Source organism: Polaromonas sp. P1_F9, assembly GCF_056405615.1.
Map to the genome: position 1 here is coordinate 196,087 of NZ_JBFUBT010000001.1, position 17,183 is coordinate 213,269.

Annotated in this window: 13 protein-coding genes and 2 tRNA genes; 4 read left to right on the forward strand and 11 right to left on the reverse strand. The window is 60.7% G+C overall.

The features are described 5' to 3' along the window. Nucleotides 1–83: 83 nt before the first annotated feature. Entirely contained in the window at nt 84–836 is a 753-nt protein-coding gene (rpsB, locus tag AC1DYR_RS00940) for a 30S ribosomal protein S2 (RefSeq protein ID WP_457280556.1), read from the reverse strand. 161 nt (nt 837–997) lie between these two features. Between rpsB and AC1DYR_RS00945 the strand changes: the two genes are divergently transcribed. The 3 genes from AC1DYR_RS00945 to AC1DYR_RS00955 all read left to right on the forward strand — a co-directional run bounded on the left by AC1DYR_RS00945 (nt 998) and on the right by AC1DYR_RS00955 (nt 5,338). Then, complete coding sequence (locus tag AC1DYR_RS00945; protein ID WP_477703437.1) at nt 998–2,344, forward strand: amidase; 1,347 nt, start codon at nt 998–1,000, stop codon at nt 2,342–2,344. A gap of 121 nt (nt 2,345–2,465) precedes the next feature. Continuing rightward, on the forward strand, nt 2,466–3,725 hold the full coding sequence (locus AC1DYR_RS00950; protein ID WP_477703438.1) for a D-amino acid dehydrogenase: 1,260 nt from the start codon (nt 2,466–2,468) through the stop codon (nt 3,723–3,725). Between the two features lie 71 nt (nt 3,726–3,796). Further along, a complete protein-coding gene (locus AC1DYR_RS00955; RefSeq protein WP_477703439.1) occupies nt 3,797–5,338 on the forward strand; it encodes an NAD(P)H-hydrate dehydratase in 1,542 nt (513 codons plus the stop codon). 20 nt (nt 5,339–5,358) lie between these two features. On the opposite strand, the gene AC1DYR_RS00960 is transcribed toward AC1DYR_RS00955, so the two are convergent. Both AC1DYR_RS00960 and rnr read right to left on the reverse strand, forming a co-directional pair. Then, nucleotides 5,359–5,928: a YggT family protein gene (locus AC1DYR_RS00960; RefSeq protein ID WP_477703440.1), complete on the reverse strand. Its 570-nt coding sequence runs from the start codon at nt 5,926–5,928 to the stop codon at nt 5,359–5,361. Nucleotides 5,929–6,004: 76 nt separating this feature from the next. Then, the gene (gene rnr / locus AC1DYR_RS00965; RefSeq protein ID WP_477703441.1) at nt 6,005–8,326 is read right to left on the reverse strand and encodes a ribonuclease R; all 2,322 of its coding nucleotides are present in this window, start codon (nt 8,324–8,326) and stop codon (nt 6,005–6,007) included. A gap of 167 nt (nt 8,327–8,493) precedes the next feature. Between rnr and AC1DYR_RS00970 the strand changes: the two genes are divergently transcribed. Then, nucleotides 8,494–8,578 (forward strand) — tRNA-Leu (locus AC1DYR_RS00970). An 89-nt stretch (nt 8,579–8,667) separates the two neighbouring features. Here AC1DYR_RS00970 and AC1DYR_RS00975 read toward each other — a convergent pair. The 8 genes from AC1DYR_RS00975 to AC1DYR_RS01010 form a co-directional block, all read right to left on the reverse strand. Then, the gene (locus AC1DYR_RS00975; protein ID WP_477703442.1) at nt 8,668–9,078 is read right to left on the reverse strand and encodes a hypothetical protein; all 411 of its coding nucleotides are present in this window, start codon (nt 9,076–9,078) and stop codon (nt 8,668–8,670) included. 33 nt (nt 9,079–9,111) lie between these two features. Further along, nucleotides 9,112–10,521, reverse strand: coding sequence for a 30S ribosomal protein S12 methylthiotransferase RimO (rimO, locus tag AC1DYR_RS00980; RefSeq protein ID WP_477703443.1), 1,410 nt, complete (start codon nt 10,519–10,521; stop codon nt 9,112–9,114). A gap of 64 nt (nt 10,522–10,585) precedes the next feature. Continuing rightward, the gene (phaR, locus tag AC1DYR_RS00985) at nt 10,586–11,164 is read right to left on the reverse strand and encodes a polyhydroxyalkanoate synthesis repressor PhaR (RefSeq protein WP_477704108.1); all 579 of its coding nucleotides are present in this window, start codon (nt 11,162–11,164) and stop codon (nt 10,586–10,588) included. A 168-nt stretch (nt 11,165–11,332) separates the two neighbouring features. Continuing rightward, nucleotides 11,333–11,710, reverse strand: coding sequence for a GtrA family protein (locus AC1DYR_RS00990; RefSeq protein ID WP_477703444.1), 378 nt, complete (start codon nt 11,708–11,710; stop codon nt 11,333–11,335). 41 nt (nt 11,711–11,751) lie between these two features. Continuing rightward, nucleotides 11,752–12,708, reverse strand: a complete 957-nt coding sequence (locus tag AC1DYR_RS00995) for a glycosyltransferase (RefSeq protein ID WP_477703445.1) — start codon at nt 12,706–12,708, stop codon at nt 11,752–11,754. A gap of 23 nt (nt 12,709–12,731) precedes the next feature. Then, the gene (locus AC1DYR_RS01000; RefSeq protein WP_477703446.1) at nt 12,732–14,588 is read right to left on the reverse strand and encodes a hypothetical protein; all 1,857 of its coding nucleotides are present in this window, start codon (nt 14,586–14,588) and stop codon (nt 12,732–12,734) included. A 169-nt stretch (nt 14,589–14,757) separates the two neighbouring features. After that, nucleotides 14,758–14,834 (reverse strand) — tRNA-Val (locus AC1DYR_RS01005). 90 nt (nt 14,835–14,924) lie between these two features. Next, nucleotides 14,925–17,183 carry a RelA/SpoT family protein gene (locus AC1DYR_RS01010; protein ID WP_477703447.1) on the reverse strand — a complete coding sequence of 753 codons (2,259 nt, stop codon included), beginning with the start codon at nt 17,181–17,183 and terminating at the stop codon, nt 14,925–14,927.

The following is a 17,183-nucleotide window of genomic DNA, read 5'->3' on the forward strand; positions in this document are numbered from 1 at the left end:
AATTCGCACCCAGCTTTTCGTTAGGTTGTGAAAAAGGGGCTACGCGAGCCCCTTTTTCGCGTCTGGCGCAGAGCCGAAAACTATCAGGCGGCTGCGTTTTCCACTTCCACGAACTCATCCGAGCTCTCAGCCGAAACCGCCTTGACGACGTCATTCACGGCATTGGCGCGGCCTTCGATGATCGCGTCGGCGATACCGCGGGCATACAGGGCGACAGCCTTGGAGGAGTCGTCATTGCCGGGGATCACGTAGTCGATGCCGATAGGCGAGTGGTTGGAGTCAACCACGCCGATCAGGGGAATGCCGAGTTTCTTGGCTTCCAGGATCGCGATTTTGTGGAAGCCCACGTCGATCACGAAGATGGCGTCCGGCAGGGCGTTCATGTCCTGAATGCCGCCGATGTCTTTTTCAAGCTTTTCGATTTCGCGCTTGAAGGTGAGCTGTTCTTTTTTGCTGATGGAATCAAGGCCGGCTTCCTGCTGGGCCTTCATTTCTTTCAGGCGCTTGATGGAAGTCTTGACCGTCTTGAAGTTGGTCAGCATGCCGCCCAGCCAACGCTGGTCAACATAAGGAACACCGGCGCGCTTGGCTTCGGTGGCGACGATGTCGCGAGCCTGACGCTTGGTGCCTACCATCAGGATGGTGCCGCGGTTGGCAGACAGCTGCTTCGCGAACTTCATCGCTTCCTGGTACATCGGAAGCGACTTTTCCAGGTTGATGATGTGAATACGGTTGCGATGGCCGAAGATGTACGGGGCCATCTTGGGGTCCCAGAAGCGGGTTTGGTGTCCGAAATGAACGCCTGCTTCCAGCATTTCGCGCATAGTGGTCGACATAGGAATACTCCAAAAGGTTGTGTCTAAAATCAGCGCTTATCGTCCCGTTGGCCTCTTTCGAGATTTCCGGGGCAACACCTTGAGTGGCTGATTTGCGATTTGCCTTGCAAACAACAAAATCGTCATTTGCAAAGCCTGTCGAGTATAACACCCTCCCGCCCATGAGCCAGATGCCCCCTTCAGGCGACCTCCATGCCACTCGCCAGGCCACGACGGCCGGCCAGACCTCTCCCCAGCAGGTTTTCGAACAGGCCCAGGCTACGGCCCAAAGTGACGCTTGCCGCCACGTTTTCATGCCGGGGAGCCCGCAAAACCTTGCTGGAATGGCGAAAAACCCCATTTCGGACGCTGCAGGCCTTCCGCTTGCCGGCATTCCGGTATCGGTGAAGGACCTGTTCGACGTGGCGGGCCAGACCACCGCAGCCGGATCAACGGTACTTGCAGGTGCCGCACCAGCCAGGGAAGATTGCCCCGCCGTGGCACGTCTGCATGCCGCGGGCGCCATGTTCATGGGGCGTACCAACATGGTCGAGTTCGCCTTCTCCGGCGTCGGCATCAACCCGCACTACGGCACGCCCGTCAACCCGGCCGACCCGAAGGTGGCGCGTATTCCCGGGGGCTCGTCCTCCGGTGCGGCAGTCTCGGTGGCCACGGGTGCGGCCCTGGTCGGGCTCGGCTCCGACACCGGCGGATCGATCCGTATCCCGGCGGCGCTTTGCGGCATCGTCGGCTTCAAAAGCACCGCGCGCCTGGTGCCCACGCAAGGCGCCCTACCCTTGTCCACCAGCCTGGACACCGTGTGCGCCCTGACCCGTTCAGTGCGCGACGCAGTCTCCGTGCATGAGGTTCTGGCGGCACGCAAGGTCCAACTGACCGGCAAACCGCTCGCATCCTGCCGCCTGGCCGTCGCCCGCACCGTGATGCAGGATCTCCTGGACAACACCGTCGCCGAGGCGTTTGGGCGCAGCCTGCGAATCCTTCGCCAGGCGGGTGCGCATATTGAAGAAATCGACCTGGAAGAGATCGGCGAGCTGGCCGCCATCAATGCCACCGGCGGCCTCTCGGCGGCGGAAAGTTATGCCTGGCACCGTACGCTGATCGCCAGACACCAGGCCGAATACGACCCGCGCGTGGCCTTGCGCATCCTGCGCGGCGCAAACATGAGTGCTGCCGACTACATCGACCTGCTGGCCGCCCGCAAGGCCTGGGTGGCCCGCATGGAAACACGCCTGCAAGGCTTTGACGCCGTGCTCTCGCCCACCGTCCCCATCGTCGCGCCGCCGATCGCCGGTTTGCTGGGCGATGATGCCGAATTTTTCCGGGTCAACGGCCTGCTGCTGCGCAACACCTCCGTGGTGAACATGCTCGACGGCTGCGCCATTTCCCTGCCCTGCCACACGCCCGGCCAGTTGCCCGTGGGTCTGATGCTCTGGCATGCGGCATTGCATGACGACGCAGTGCTGGACCTGGCCCTGCAGGCGGAAACCGCCCTGGCGAATTCGCTATAAAAACAATAGCTGCTTGCGCTTATTTCCATTGGGTTCAAAGCCTTTTTCCTATAAAAATGTACACAAACATCTCCCCAGCCCCACACCCAGAGCCTGCCCCACATGACCGCAGGAGCTTCGCATGAGGATTGCCGTCATTGGGGCCGGCATCATCGGCATCACCACTGCTTACGAACTCGCCCTTGACGGCCACGAGGTCACCGTCTTTGAACGCCGCGGTGCGGCGGCCGAGGAAACCAGCTTTGCCAACGCCGGCCTCGTAGCGCCCGGCTACGTCACGCCCTGGGCCGCGCCGGGCATGCCGGGAAAAGTCATCAGCCATCTTTTCAGCCGCCACGCGCCGGTCAAGCTCGGCCTGCCCCTGTCGGGCCGCGATCTGGCCTGGATGTGGAAATGGTTCCGTGCCTGCAAGCTCGAAACCTACCTGGCCAACCGCGCACGCATGCAGCGCCTGGCCTTCTACAGCCGCGAAAGGCTGCACCACCTGACGGCCGAGCTGGAACTCGAATACGACGGAAGCTCCGGCTACATGGTGCTGCTGCGGTCTGAAAAAGACAGCAAACTGGTGCAGCCGGGCCTGACCATGTTGCGCGAAGCCGGCGTGACATTCAAGGAAATCGGGCCCGACGAAGTACGCAAGATCGAGCCGGCACTGAACTCCGACACTGAGTTCCTGGGCGCAGTGCACCTGCCGGACGACGAAGTGGCCAATTGCCGGCAGTTTGCCCTGCTGCTAAAGAACGAAGCCCAGCGCCTCGGCGTCAATTTTGAGTTCAATACGGCTGTAGCCCAGGTAGAACGTTCGCAACCAGCTACGATTTTGATAGCGGGCGAAGCTTCGCCGCGCAGCTTCGACCGTATCGTCATGTGCGCCGGGCTGGCGTCTGCACAGCTCCTGAAGCCGCTGGGCCTGAAGATTCCGATGGCTGCGGTCTACGGTTACTCCATCAGCGCACCGATTCGCGAGCCCCTCAATGCGCCGCGTAGCGCGCTGATGGACGAGCGCTACAAAGTGGCGATTTCGCGGCTGGGCAATCGCGTGCGCGTGGCCGGCAGCGCTGAGATCGGCGGCTCGCTCGAAAACAAGCGTGCAGCATCCCTGCAAACTCTTTACAAGGTCTTACACGACTGGTTCCCGGGCGCCGCGCAGCTTGCCAATACCGGCGCCAGCGTGCAGGAATGGAAAGGCGCCCGGCCCATGCTGCCCGACGGCCCACCTATCATCGGCGACAGCGGCATTCCCGGCCTATGGCTCAACCTGGGGCATGGCTCCAGCGGCTGGGCCCTCAGCTGCGGCAGCGCGCGGGTGCTGGCCGACCTGATGGCCGGCAAAAGCGCGGACATCGACATGGAAGGCCTGGGGGTTGCCCGCCTGGGCTGAAACCACCCCGCGTCTACGCCCAAAGCCCGGCCTGCCGGGCTTTTTACTTTGCGGGGCCGCACAATCGGGCCATGCGAAAAATTTCCAGCGCCCGCAGCGAGCCGCTTCACGGCGTGGCGGCCACGCGTGAACTTGAACGGCATGCCGCCGCCGGGCTGCCGCCCCACACGCTGATGCAGCGGGCCGGCCTCTCGGTCGCGCGCCTGGCGCTGGCCCTGGCGCCACATGCGAAGCGCATCTGGATCGCCTGTGGGCCCGGCAACAATGGCGGCGACGGTTTTGAGGCCGCCATGCACCTGCACCGGTGGGGCAAAACCGTGGTCGTGACCTGGACCGGGCCGCCCGCCGGCAAAACCAGCCTGCCGCCCGACGCCCATGCCTCGCGCGAACGCGCCATCGCCGCGGGCGTGCCCGTGGCGGCGCAACCGCCCGATAACTTTGATTTCTGTATCGACGCCCTGCTGGGCATAGGCGGCACACTGGATCCTGAGCGCCCAGGCACGGCCTTGATGCTGGAATGGCTGGGGCGAATGCAGGCCGGCAGTGCGCCGCGGCTGGCCGTGGACGTGCCCACCGGCCTGGACGCGGACACCGGGGTTGCTACACATTTGATAGCTGCTTGCGCCCGTAAATCGGGCGCTGCAGCCATTTTTACCTTAAGCCTTTTAACCTTGAAGCCGGGGCTGTTCACCGCCGGTGGCCGGGATTGGGCGGGTCAGGTCTGGTTTGACGATCTTGGCGTCCGCGAGAAGCAGGCTGCAACACCAGGCCACGTCGACACCTGGTTGCTGGGCGCCGATCAGGCCGGCCATCCGACCCGTTCAGCCAATGCGCATGCCAGCCACAAAGGCAGCTTTGGCGACGTGGCCGTGCTCGGGGGAGAGTCCACCGCCCACAGCCATATGGCGGGCGCCGCGCTGCTGGCGGCGCGGGCCGCCCTGCATGCCGGCACCGGCCGCGTATTCGTGGCGTTGCTCGGAAGCCCGACCATCGCGGTCGATCCGCAACAACCCGAGCTGATGTTCCGCACGCCCGAGGCGCTGGACCTCGCGCAACAGGTGGTGGTGTGCGGCTGCGGCGGCGGCGAGGCCGTCAAGGCCGTGCTGGCCAGGGTGCTGTCGACAGCCAGGCGGCTGGTGCTGGATGCTGATGCGCTCAATGCCATTGCAGGGGACACGCAGTTCCAGGCGCTGCTCATTGCACGTCACAGCCGCGGCTACCGCACGGTGCTGACACCGCACCCGCTGGAAGCCGCCCGGCTGGCCGCCACCACAGCGGCCGCGGTTCAATCCGACCGGCTGGCTTCGGCCCGGCAGCTTGCCGACCGGTTTCAGTGTGTGGTGGTGCTCAAGGGTTCGGGAACAGTGATCGCGGCGCCGGGCCACAGCAGCGCCATCAACAGCACCGGCAACGCCCTGCTGGCCACGGCCGGCACCGGCGACGTGCTGGCGGGCATGGTGGGCGCGCGGCTGGCGGTAGGGCTGGATGCCTTCGATGCCGCCTGCAGCGCCGTGTTTGCACATGGCCGTCTGGCCGATGATTGGGCCGCCCAGGCCCCGGGTATGGCCCTGACGGCGTCGGAACTGGCCCGTGCACAAGGCGGTGGCAACTGACAGACGCGCCGACGAGGGAGTTACACCAGGATCATCAGCGCGATTTGAATCAGGACGATGAGTACCAGGGCGGACAAATCCACGCCGCCCACCGTGGGGATCACGCGGCGCAGGGGGGCCAGCACGGGCTCGGTCAGGCGCCCCAGCAAACCATACGCGGGTGAGCCAGGCTGCACCCACGACAGGATGGCAAAACCGAGCACCAGGATGAACAGGGTTTGCAGCGCCACGCGAATCAGCATCTTCAGCGCAAAGGACAGCAGTGTCAGCAAGGCTACAGGCGCAACCCCGGCAGTCCACAACGTGCCCCCCAGCAGCAGTCCAAACAGCAGGCCCCACAGCAACGCATAGGCCAGTGCCAGCAACACGGCCGCCAGGACGCTGGCCCAGTCCACCCGGGACTGCATCACCGGCTTGGGCAGCACGCGGCGCAAGGGCTTGACCAGCCAGTCGGTGACGGCCATCACAAAATGGCCGGGCTGGGCCGTCATGTTGACCCGGACCCAGTTCATCCAGGCTCGCAGCAAAGCCGCTGCAATCAACAGGAAGAACAGCGTTTCAAGCAGGAAAGCCAATACGCGCATCAGCATGGGCAGCGTGCCTTGTGCGTACGGAGCGCAGGCAGGGAAAAGGTGTTGTGCGGAAATTTCATGGGTGTCCTGGCGCCTAACGGCGCGGCTTCTTGCCCTGCTTGCGGCCCGGCGGATTGCCTGCCGCCTTCTTGACAGCCGCCTTGAGGGCCTGGATGGGCGATTTGGGCGCCCTTTCACTGCTGCTGGCGCTGCGGCTGGCTGTGCTGCCGCCGCGGCCGCCTGAGCGCGACTCCGAGCGTTTTCCAGCGCTCTTGCCGCCCGCCTTGCCGCTTCGGGGCTCCGCCGCATGGCGCGAGGCGCCGCGTTCCTGTGCAGGCAGTTCCGCCGCATGGCCGCCTGTCTTGTCCTTCATGGCGCGTCCGACCAGGTCCTGGCCCTCGTTCACCAGGCGGAAGTCGATCTTGCGGCCGTCCAGGTCCACCCGGCTGACCTGCACCCGCACCCGCGTGCCGATGGCATAACGGATGCCGGTGCGCTCGCCGCGCAGTTCCTGGCGGGCTTCGTCGAAGCGGAAGTATTCGCCACCCAGCTCGGTGATATGCACCAGGCCTTCAACGTACATCGCGTCCAGCGTGACGAAGATGCCGAAGCCCGTGGCCGCGGTGACGACGCCACCGAATTCCTCACCGAGATGCTCGCGCATGTACTTGCATTTAAGCCAGGCTTCCACGTCGCGGCTGGCTTCGTCGGCGCGGCGTTCGTTGGCGCTGCAGTGCAGGCCGGCCGCCTGCCATGCGAGTTCGTCCGCGCTGGCTTTTTTCGGTTTCTGCGTTGGCTCCTTGACGCGCGCGGCCAGGCGTTTGGACAACTTGGCCTCAGCCTCGCCGGGCGTGGGCAGGGTCGGGAGCTGGTACTTGGCCTTGTTCAGCACCGCCTTGATGACGCGGTGCACCAGCAAATCGGGGTAGCGCCGGATCGGGCTGGTGAAGTGCGTGTAAGCCTCATAGGCCAGGCCAAAGTGGCCACTGTTCATGGGCGTATAGATTGCCTGCTGCATGGAGCGCAGCAGCATCGAGTGGATTTGCTGTGCGTCAGGCCGGTCTTTGGTGGCCAGCGCGATCTTCTGGAATTCGCCGGGCGCCGGGTCATCGGTGATGGTCATGCCGATGCCGGCCGCCTTCAGGTAGTTGCGCAGCATTTCCTTCTTCTCGGGCGTCGGGCCTTCGTGCACGCGGTACAGGCCCACGTGCTTGCTTTGCGAGATGAAGTCCGCCGAGCAGACGTTGGCCGCCAGCATGGCTTCTTCAATCAGCCTGTGCGCCACGTTGCGCGTGCGGGGCACGATTTTTTCAATCCGGCCTGCTTCGTCGCAAACAATCTGGGTCTCGGTGGTTTCAAAATCCACCGCGCCGCGTTCGCCGCGCTCCTTGAGCAGCGCCTGGTACACGTCGTGCAGGTCGAGCAGGTGCGGCACCAGCGCCTTGCGCTGCGCAGCTTCAGGGCCACGTGTGTTGGCCAGTATGGCGGCGACCTCAGTGTAGGTAAAGCGCGCCTGGCTGAACATCACCGCCGGGTAAAACTGGTAGGCGTGAACCTCGCCCTTGGCATTGACCAGCATGTCGCAGACCATGCACAGGCGCTCGACATTCGGGTTGAGCGAGCAAAGGCCATTGGACAATTTCTCCGGCAACATGGGAATCACGCGGCGCGGAAAGTACACGCTGGTAGCGCGGTCATACGCGTCAATGTCGATGGCGCTGCCGGTTTCCACATAGTGGCTCACATCGGCAATCGCCACCAGCAGACGCCAGCCCTTGCCGCGGCCCACTTTGGCGGGCTCGCAATACACGGCGTCGTCAAAGTCACGGGCATCTTCGCCGTCGATGGTGACCAGCGGCACGTCCGTCAGGTCAATGCGGTGCTTTTTGTCCGCAGGCCGCACGGAATCCGGCAGGGTGCGGGCCAGGGCCAGCGCTTCGTCGCTGAATTCATGCGGCACGCCGTACTTGCGCACCGCGATCTCGATCTCCATGCCGGGGTCGTCGATCTCCCCCAGCACTTCCTTGACGCGGCCCACAGGCTGGCCGAACAGCGCCGGCGGCTCGGTGAGTTGCACCACCACCACCTGGCCGGCCTTGGCCGTGCCGGTAGCGCCCTTGGGGATCAGGACGTCCTGACCATAGCGCTTGTCTTCGGGTGCCACCAGCCAGACGCCGCTTTCCTGCAGCAGGCGGCCGATGATGGGATTCGAGGATCGCTCAACGATTTCCGTGACACGGCCTTCGGGCCGGTTTTTGCGGTCGTGCCGCACGATGCGGGCCTTGACGCGATCCTTGTGCAGGACTGCACGCATCTCGTTGGGCGGCAGGTAAATATCTGCTTCGCCGTCATCGCGCAATACGAAACCATGGCCGTCTCGGTGGCCGGAAACAGTGCCCTCGAATTCAGCGAGCAAACCGGATGATTGGGCGGACGATCCGCCCGGATGGGAGTGAGTTGTTTTGATAGAAAGTCTCTTTTCGTTGGAGGCTGCCGGGTTTAAGTATGCAGCCGAAATATTTCAGGAAAATTTGAAGGCCCGGGCCTGAGAAAGCATTGAAGTAATGGTACACTGCTAGCTGTGCCCGGGTGGCGGAATTGGTAGACGCGCACGGTTCAGGTCCGTGTATCGCAAGATGTGGAGATTCGAGTTCTCTCCCGGGCACCAGTCACAAATAAGACCTGTTTTTTTCAAAAACAGGTCTTATTGCTTTTGGGCTTCGATTTTTAAATGATCGGCTCCGCCGGAGGAATGTTTCAGTCTTCCGGCGCATTGATTTCCACCGTGCTACCCGTCAGCATCTTGTAACAGCCCAGCAGCACGGGCACGACGCCTGACAGTGTCAATACTCCGGCAATGATGTAGAAGGCCCCGGCCCGAACATTCCATTTGCCAATATTGACCCCGTTGTGGGCCACGAACAGCATGGCGCCACCCGCAGCGATTAACGCCAAGCCGACCAACACACCGCGCATGCCCGCGCCGCGGTGGCGGGAACGCACATGGCGGCCGGCGGATGCGACGAGTCGTTCGGCCAACTTCGGCGTACAACCCAGGCTTTTGAGGTATCGCACAACCTGAACGGGTGACTGGCCATCATCAAGCAAGTCTTGCGCTACGTCAGCCCACTCCTGCGTTAACTCACTGGTAATACGGACTTTCTCCATAACTTCCGCCCTGCTGTACTTTCGTTGTTCTGTTTAAATCGGAACGGCAATCAGGTCGTGGCCCTGGGTTCCGACGATGCGAGCCCGGGTGAATTCGCCAACTTTCAGCGTCTTGCTGATTTTCTCCGGCGGCAGCAGCTTGACGACGCCATCGATCTCGGGCGCATCGGCATAAGAGCGCGCGGTGCCTCCCTTTCGACCCAGCGCCGGCGCGGAATCCACCAGCACCTGCATGGTCGCGCCTATGCGTTGCTGCAGCTTCTGGCTGGAAACAGCCTCTGCCACCGCCATGAAACGGGCGCGCCGCTCCTCACGCAATTCCATCGGCAGCATGCCAGGAATATTGTTGGCCGTGGCGCCTTCTACGGCGCTGTAGGCAAAACAGCCTGCGCGGTCGATTTTGGCTTCGCGCATGAAGTCCAGCAGATGGTCGAACTCCGCTTCGGTCTCACCCGGAAAACCGGCGATAAAGGTGCTTCGAATCACAATCTCGGGGCATATTTCGCGCCAGCGCGCAATACGTTCAAGATTTTTCTCGCCGCTGGCCGGCCGCTTCATGCGCTTGAGCACATCCGGGTGGCTGTGCTGCAAAGGTACATCCAGGTAGGGCAGAACCTTACCGGTGGCCATCAGCGGCAGCACTTCGTCCACACTTGGGTACGGATACACATAATGCAAGCGCACCCAGGCGCCATACGGCTCGGCGATCTCGCCCAGTGCCTGCACCAGTTCCAGCATGCGCGTCTTGATGGGCTTGCCATCCCAGAAGCCGGTGCGGTACTTTACGTCCACGCCATAGGCCGAGGTGTCCTGGCTGATCACCAGCAGTTCCTTCACGCCGCCCTCAAACAGGGCGCGCGCCTCGTTGAGCACGTCGCCGATGGGCCGCGACACCAGGTCGCCGCGCATGGAGGGGATGATGCAGAAGGTGCAGCGGTGATTGCAGCCTTCGCTAATCTTCAGGTAAGCGTAATGTTTGGGCGTCAGCTTGATGCCGGCAATGCCAAAGGCATTCGGCACGAGGTCCACGAAAGGGTCGTGCGGCTTGGGCAGGTTCAGGTGCACCGCGTCCATCACCTCTTGCGTGGCGTGCGGGCCCGTCACCGCCAGCACGCTCGGGTGCATCTGGCGTACCAGGTTGCCACCGCCCTCGCCCGCCTTGGCGCCCAGGCAACCTGTGACGATGACCTTGCCGTTTTCGGCCAGTGCCTCGCCAATGGTGTCCAGGCTTTCCTTGACCGCGTCGTCGATGAAGCCGCAGGTATTGACGATCACCAGGTCCGCACCTTCAAAGGTCTTGGAGGTCTGGTAGCCCTCGGCGCTCAATTGCGTGAGGATCAACTCGGAATCGGTCAAAGCTTTGGGGCAGCCCAGGCTGACAAAACCAACGCGCGGCGCGGGCTTGGTGTTCACGGAAACAGGGGGGGAAATAACTTCGCTCATGGAGTGTATTGTCTCAGGTCCTGATTTCCAGGGACCACCAGAGATTCAACCCCTGGCTTTTAACTCAACGTTTCAGGCCGAAAGCCTGCAGCATCTGCTCGCTCTGTTTTTGCATCTGCTCCTGCATTTGCGTGAAAACATTCTTGGATTGCTCCACATAAGTGCCCATCATGCCCTGCATCATGGGTGACTGCGCATTCATGAACTGCGCCCACATTTCGGGGCTCAGCCCCTTGGACTGCTCGGCCATCTTGACCTGCAGGTCCATGAAACTCTGCACGTTCTTCTCGAGGTAAGCGCCCATGAAGCTCTGCATCGCATTGCCGTAAAAACGGATGATGTTGGCCAGCACGGCTTCGGTAAACATCGGCGCACCGCCGGTTTCTTCTTCAAGGATGATCTGCAGCAGGATGCTGCGCGTCAAGTCTTCATTGGTCTTGGCATCGCGCACCACAAAATCAGCGCTGTCCATCACCAGCTGGCGGACTTCCGTGAGCGTGATGTAGGCCGATGTCTCGGTGTCATACAGCCGGCGATTCGGGTACTTCTTGATCACACGTGAAGCCGCAGCCTTGCCGGCAGCCCGGCCACCTTTGGCGCCGGGAGCGCCGTCGGCAGAAGCCTCATCCTGTGAAGGCGGCATGCCGGGTGATGCGCTGGTGGATTTGCTTTTTGGCACTGGTATTCCGGTGAATGGATGAATTGGGCTATTTTAGGGAGCCTGATACCCGTACTTATCTTGGTTTACCCTGACATTTCACAAGAAGAAGCTATCAGCATCATCTTGACACAAGCGGCCTCGCTATCTCGATCAATGCCTGAAAACCAGAAAGCGCGCACCCGAAAAGTTAAAAAGCAACGCAATCACGGAGCCGACAGCCAGCGGTAGGAGCGTATGAGCGGCCGCGATCGGAAGCCAGAGGATCATCAGGTAGAAAACCAGAAAATTGATCGCAATGCCTCCGGCCTGCACCAGCAAATACCGGAGATATTCCTGCATCAAAAACACTCTGGCACCGGTTGGCGGGCGAAAGGTGAATAGCCGGTTGGCCCACCAGGTAACAAACGTCGCGGGAAAAAAGGCCAATGCGCGCGCGACCATGATGTCAATGCCGAATATCCGCAGGAAGACAAAGAATAAACCGGCATCAACCATGAAGCCGAAACCACCCACCACCAGAAAGGTCATCAACTGGCGTCCTGAATTTTGTTCCGACGAGCTCTTGGACATCAGGCTTTATTTGTCATGGACACGATCATGAGTTCGTAACTCATCCTGTGCTGATGCACGATGCTGTCGAGCATCAGCGCCACGGAAAAGAAGATGACTGCCACGATTTCCAGCGCGGCAGCAAGCACCGCCAGCGGTACATGGTAGATGTATTGGTACGTGAACCAGTCAGCCAACACCGGAATACCGGCAATAAAACCGAGGACCATGAGCAGCACGGAAACCGTACCAAAAAACGCAAACGGCTTGTAATAACGCAGTATCTGGAAAATTGCAAAAATAACCTTGGCGCCATCGGCCAAGGTGTTGAGCTTGGAAAAGCTGCCTGCCGGCCTGTCCACATACTCCACAGGAATTTCCATGACGCGAAAGCGCTTATCAAGCGCATGCAGGGTCATATCAGTTTCGACCTGAAAGCCTGCAACCATTACCGGATAGGTCTTCACAAACGTACGGCTGAAGGCCCGATACCCGCTCATGATGTCCTGCAGCGTGGAGCGGAAAAACAAATTGATCATGCCCTTGACAAGATCATTGCCAAATCCGTGAAAGCGGCGTTTGTTGTGGTCGTGATAATGCCCGCCGGAATGCCGATCGCCTACTACCATGTCCGCTTGGTCTGACGCAACAGGCGCGATCATGTCGGTGGCACGAGATGCCGGATAAGTCTGGTCGGCGTCAGCCAGCAAATAAATGTCAGCGTCCACGTCGGAAAATGCACGGCGTAATGCATTTCCCTTGCCTTGCCGGTACTCACGAATCAACCGCCCCCGACAGCCCAATTCTTCAAATGTCGTTTCAGCGATTGCAGAGGTACGGTCGCTGGAGTTGTTGTCGATCACACAGATGGCGGCATCAGGCAGCGCGACATGGAAGTCTAGGATAACCTGCCTGATCGTCAACTCTTCGTTGTAGGCTGGAAGTATGACGGCAACGGTCGGCTTGGCAGAACTCATCGACACCTCTTGAAAAGACTGAATCACGACTGACGGGAAATACGGCAGTATTGGTAACGATCCTGGCGGTTGCCCACCCACGCATGGTACGTCACACACGATGCCAGATCGATACGCAAGCCATAGCGTGCTTTTGCAAATTCGTCACTGGCCTGGGCGATGACTTTGTCTTCCCCGGCAAGATCACGTCGCGTGGCGGGATCCATCACAACACCGCAGTAGGCACCGTTGCTGCTATCGGACATCCTGGCATTCAAGCGGGAATTTCGATTGATGGCCCAACGTACGACATTGCAGCCAAAACCGTTTTTCCCAATACTCATGCTTGCCAGAACACGATTGATTTTTGCAATTTGCGCAGGCCGCGTGTCTTTGCTCGCTTCAAAAATAACATAAGCGTTTTCTGACCGGCTGTCGATCATTCGCATGGCTTGAGCTACAAATTTCGGTGACTCGGGGAAACTTGCCAGCGAGGCAACTTCGATTTCAGGCGGGAAAAACGGGATCAACCAAGCATGCTGACCGCCTTGCAATATCATGACAGTGGTTTTTTCCGGTTGAGCCAGTGGTGGCAATTCAACCCGAAAAGCCGTCTCGCCAAAACCAACGTTGCCCCATGTTGTCCGGAATAGCAAAACCACAACCACCGAGGAAAATAGTATCTTTTTCCCGAGCGATTGCGCCAGAGCCGGCTTGAATAACCGATGCAGCAAAAGCCAAATTGCCAATGGAGCAATCATTTCCAGTGGCACCAGGTAACGGTGAATGCTGAAGATTCCGAGCCAGGTCAAGTAGCTCGTAGAGGCGAATGCCAGCAGGAAATGAGCCCGCGACGGCTCCTCGATAGGAAAGGCATATCCATGCCGTGCGGGCGGCAGCCTGAAAAATCGGTGACGCACCGCCGCAACAGCCCAAAACAGGAACAATGCGTACAACACAGGTAGCGCGATCTGATAAAGCGCCGATTCACCAACACGCGCTGGATTCAGCGCAAAGATAAAGGGGAAAAAAATCGCTTCAGCTATACCTTTGGGTCTCCAGCGAGCGTCCCCCACACCGATCGGGCCGGCCATGTCCGACTGGAAATAAGTGTTGAACTGCGGGAACAGCGGATTTCCGTAGAGCTCCCAGAGCAGAAGAAACCAGTAGCCTCCCGTCAAGGCAATGCCCAGCACAACGCCCACGCTGAATGCCGATGCGACGCGCAACCGATGCGCTGCGCCGCCGGGACAGGCGAGCAGAAATGCCAAGGCGCCGGCCACCGCATAAACCGCGTTTGTGAGCTTTGCGCCCGCACCCATACCTATCAGCAATCCCGCCAACAGTATCCACAGCAGGTAGTGTCCGCGCACACGTACCACGTCGTCCCACCGTGCCACTGCGATCGCCAGACCTGCCAGCACAAACACCGATGAAGCGTTGTCGCCCATGGTGTTTCCCAGTTCCGACACAAAAACAGCACTCAGGCACCCAGCCAGCGAGAGCAGAATCGCCGTCGCGTTGGGATGTTTTGCACGCACAACAAAAGGCTTCACGATCAGAAGCAAAAATACAAAATTAAGGCCATGAAACAAGCCCATCGCGAAGGCTGCGGCACGAGGCGGCCAGTGCTGGATCATCAGAAAATACGGCAGGTCCAGCACCGGATTGAAATAGCTCTGCATCGCGGCCGGTGCAAGGTCAATCCCAACACGGCCATTGAGCAGCGCATATGCGTTATAGAGGTGGTAGTTAAGCAGATCCCAGTTCGCATCCTGGCCGATCACAAATACGGAAGCCAGCGCAAACAAAAGGGGAACAAAGAGAGCTGCCCAACGCAGGGCTGATGGCTGATCCAGACAGCCTATCTGCCACGAATGGAGTTTAGAGAAAAATCCCATGGCAACTTCCTGATGCTTTTCTTCCCCGTCCTAAATGCCCAGAGGAAGCGGACAAAGAACCCGGTCGAAACCGGTACGTGGCGGGACGTTTCCGGGAACACCTTGTCGGGAATATATTCGGGACCAAAAAAAACGACATCCGTAGATGCCGTATTTGTAGAACAGGAATTGGTAGGCGCGATTGGACTCGAACCAACGACCCCCACCATGTCAAGGTGGTGCTCTAACCAGCTGAGCTACGCGCCTAAGGACTGTTCGAAGCTCGTATTGTAGCAAAGCAAAACGGCTATCCGGCCTCACCCTGAAAATTTGCCTAAAAAAGTCCTGCAGCCGGGTTCAACGTCTCCGCGCGGACCGCACGCCCGGCACCTCGGCCACGACGGCCAGCACCTGGTTAAGCCGGCCCGATTGCGCAACTTCCACGGTGAATGTCATCCACGCCGTGCCGCCGCGGTTGTCCTTGACCGACTGTGTCTGCACACCAATCACGTTCATTTTTTCCTTGGCGAATACCTCGGAAATATCGCGCAGCAGGCCCTGCCTGTCTGCCGCCTCCACGGCCACATCCACCGGATACACCGCGCCATCCGCCGTCTTGGGTGCGTTCCATTCAACCTCAATCACGCGATCGGGGCTGCCGCTGGCCATGTTGCGGAAATTGCTGCAGTCGCTGCGGTGGATGCTGACCCCTTTGCCCTTGGTGACAAAACCGAGAATTTCGTCCGGCGGGGCCGGCTTGCAGCATTTGGCCAGTTGCGTCAGCAGGGAACCCATGCCGACCACCAGCACGCCGCCGCCACTTTTGGATTTCTGATTCGGCGGACGCGCTTTTTTTGCCAGCACATAGTCGTCCTGGCTCAACACCGGTTCGGGTGGCCTGAGCATGTTTTCAATCGTGCGCAGTGACAACTCGTCCTTGCCCACCACCTCAAACAAATCATCCGCCGCCTTGAAGCCGAGCTGCACCGCCAGGTCGTCCAGCTTCATCGCCGTCTTGCCTTCGCGCTGAAGCAGCTTCTCCACAGCCTCGCGGCCCCGGGCCACTGTCTGCTCCATCGCCAGGGCGTTGAACCATGCGCGGACTTTCGACTTTGCACGGTGGCTGCACAGAAAGCCGAGCTCGGGGTTAAGCCAGTCGCGCGAGGGGCCGCCTTCCTTCACGGTGATCACTTCAACTGTCTGGCCATTTTGCAAGGGCGTATTCAGCGGCACCATGACACCGTCAATGCGCGCGCCCCGGCAACGGTGACCCAGGCTGGTGTGCACGCTGTAAGCAAAATCCACCGTCGTCGCGCCCTGCGGCAATTCCACAATAGCGGCATCAGGGGTCAGCACGTAGATGCGGTCTTCGAATAGCCCCTGCTTGGCGTCGCGTGCACGCTGGGAGGCCGGGCCCGAGAGGTCCCTCTCCCACGCGAGCAGCTGCCTCAGCACGGCAATCTTGGCGTCATATTCACTGCTGGCCGACACGCCGCCATAGCCCTTGGTGCCGGCCTCCTTATAGGCCCAATGCGCAGCCACGCCGTGCTCGGCATGGTCATGCATGGCCTGTGTGCGCACCTGTATCTCCACCGCCCGCCCGCCATCGTCGCGCACCACGGTGTGCAATGACTGGTAGCCGTTGGACTTGGGCTTGGCGATGTAGTCGTCAAATTCACCATCCACCGGCGTGAAGCGCGAATGTACAAAACCGAGCGCGGCATAACAGCCCTTCACGTCGGCGGCAATCACGCGCAAGGCACGGATATCAAACACCTGCTCGAAGTCGAGCGACTTGCCGCGCATTTTTTTCACGATGCTGTAGATGTGCTTGGGTCGGCCCTGCACCAGCGCGGCAATGCCGTTCTGGTTCAGTTCGCGCTCCAGCTGCGCACGCAAGGCCTCCATGAAGCCTTCGCGCTCCACGCGTTTTTCATCCAGCAGGCGGGCTGTCTGCTTGTAGGTATCGGGCTCCAGGAAACGGAAGGCCAGGTCCTCCATTTCCCATTTGATTTGCCAGATGCCCAGGCGATTGGCCAGCGGGGCAAACACATGCAGGGATTCGTGCGCCAACGGCAAAGGGGCAGGTTGCCGGGTGGCCGCGTAGTGGCGCAGGGTTTGAAGCCGCGACGCCAGCCGCAGCATCACCACCCGCAGGTCGCGCGAGAACGCCAGCAGCATCTTGCGCACGTTTTCAGTTTGCGCAGCCGGGTCGTCCAGCAAGTGCGCCTTGGCATTGGCAGTGCGAGCCTGCCGCTGCACCTGGACCAGTTTGGTGGTTTCCAGCGCCAGCGCAGCATAGTTGGCGCCGAATGCCTTGGTGATGACTTCCTGCGGCTTGTTCAGGTGCTGACACGCATACACCAGGTAGGTCGCGGCCTGCATGGCTTCTGAACCGCCGATGTTTTTCAGGATGGCAGCCACAGCGTCAGCATGCGCCAGGATATTTTCACCCGTGTCGTGCGTTTCGCTGGCAATCAGGGGCTCGGCAAACGCCCGGGCACGGGCCAGCGCATGCGGCTGGTCCGGCAGGCTGTCGGCCGTGGCGGTCACGATGGAGGCGTTTGCCCCCTGGGAGGCTGACTGGCTACCGGGCCCGACCACATTGCTTTTCAT

Excerpts from the sequence above, each read along its gene's own strand:
- rpsB (WP_457280556.1), bottom strand. The coding sequence starts at position 836 with ATGTCGACCACTATGCGCGAAATGCTGGAAGCAGGCGTTCATTTCGGA.
- AC1DYR_RS00945 (WP_477703437.1), top strand. The coding sequence starts at position 998 with ATGAGCCAGATGCCCCCTTCAGGCGACCTCCATGCCACTCGCCAGGCC.
- AC1DYR_RS00950 (WP_477703438.1), top strand. The coding sequence starts at position 2,466 with ATGAGGATTGCCGTCATTGGGGCCGGCATCATCGGCATCACCACTGCT.
- AC1DYR_RS00955 (WP_477703439.1), top strand. The coding sequence starts at position 3,797 with ATGCGAAAAATTTCCAGCGCCCGCAGCGAGCCGCTTCACGGCGTGGCG.
- AC1DYR_RS00960 (WP_477703440.1), bottom strand. The coding sequence starts at position 5,928 with ATGCTGATGCGCGTATTGGCTTTCCTGCTTGAAACGCTGTTCTTCCTG.
- AC1DYR_RS00975 (WP_477703442.1), bottom strand. The coding sequence starts at position 9,078 with ATGGAGAAAGTCCGTATTACCAGTGAGTTAACGCAGGAGTGGGCTGAC.
- rimO (WP_477703443.1), bottom strand. The coding sequence starts at position 10,521 with ATGAGCGAAGTTATTTCCCCCCCTGTTTCCGTGAACACCAAGCCCGCG.
- phaR (WP_477704108.1), bottom strand. The coding sequence starts at position 11,164 with ATGCCGCCTTCACAGGATGAGGCTTCTGCCGACGGCGCTCCCGGCGCC.
- AC1DYR_RS00990 (WP_477703444.1), bottom strand. The coding sequence starts at position 11,710 with ATGACCTTTCTGGTGGTGGGTGGTTTCGGCTTCATGGTTGATGCCGGT.
- AC1DYR_RS00995 (WP_477703445.1), bottom strand. The coding sequence starts at position 12,708 with ATGAGTTCTGCCAAGCCGACCGTTGCCGTCATACTTCCAGCCTACAAC.
- AC1DYR_RS01000 (WP_477703446.1), bottom strand. The coding sequence starts at position 14,588 with ATGGGATTTTTCTCTAAACTCCATTCGTGGCAGATAGGCTGTCTGGAT.
- AC1DYR_RS01010 (WP_477703447.1), bottom strand. The coding sequence starts at position 17,183 with ATGAAAAGCAATGTGGTCGGGCCCGGTAGCCAGTCAGCCTCCCAGGGG.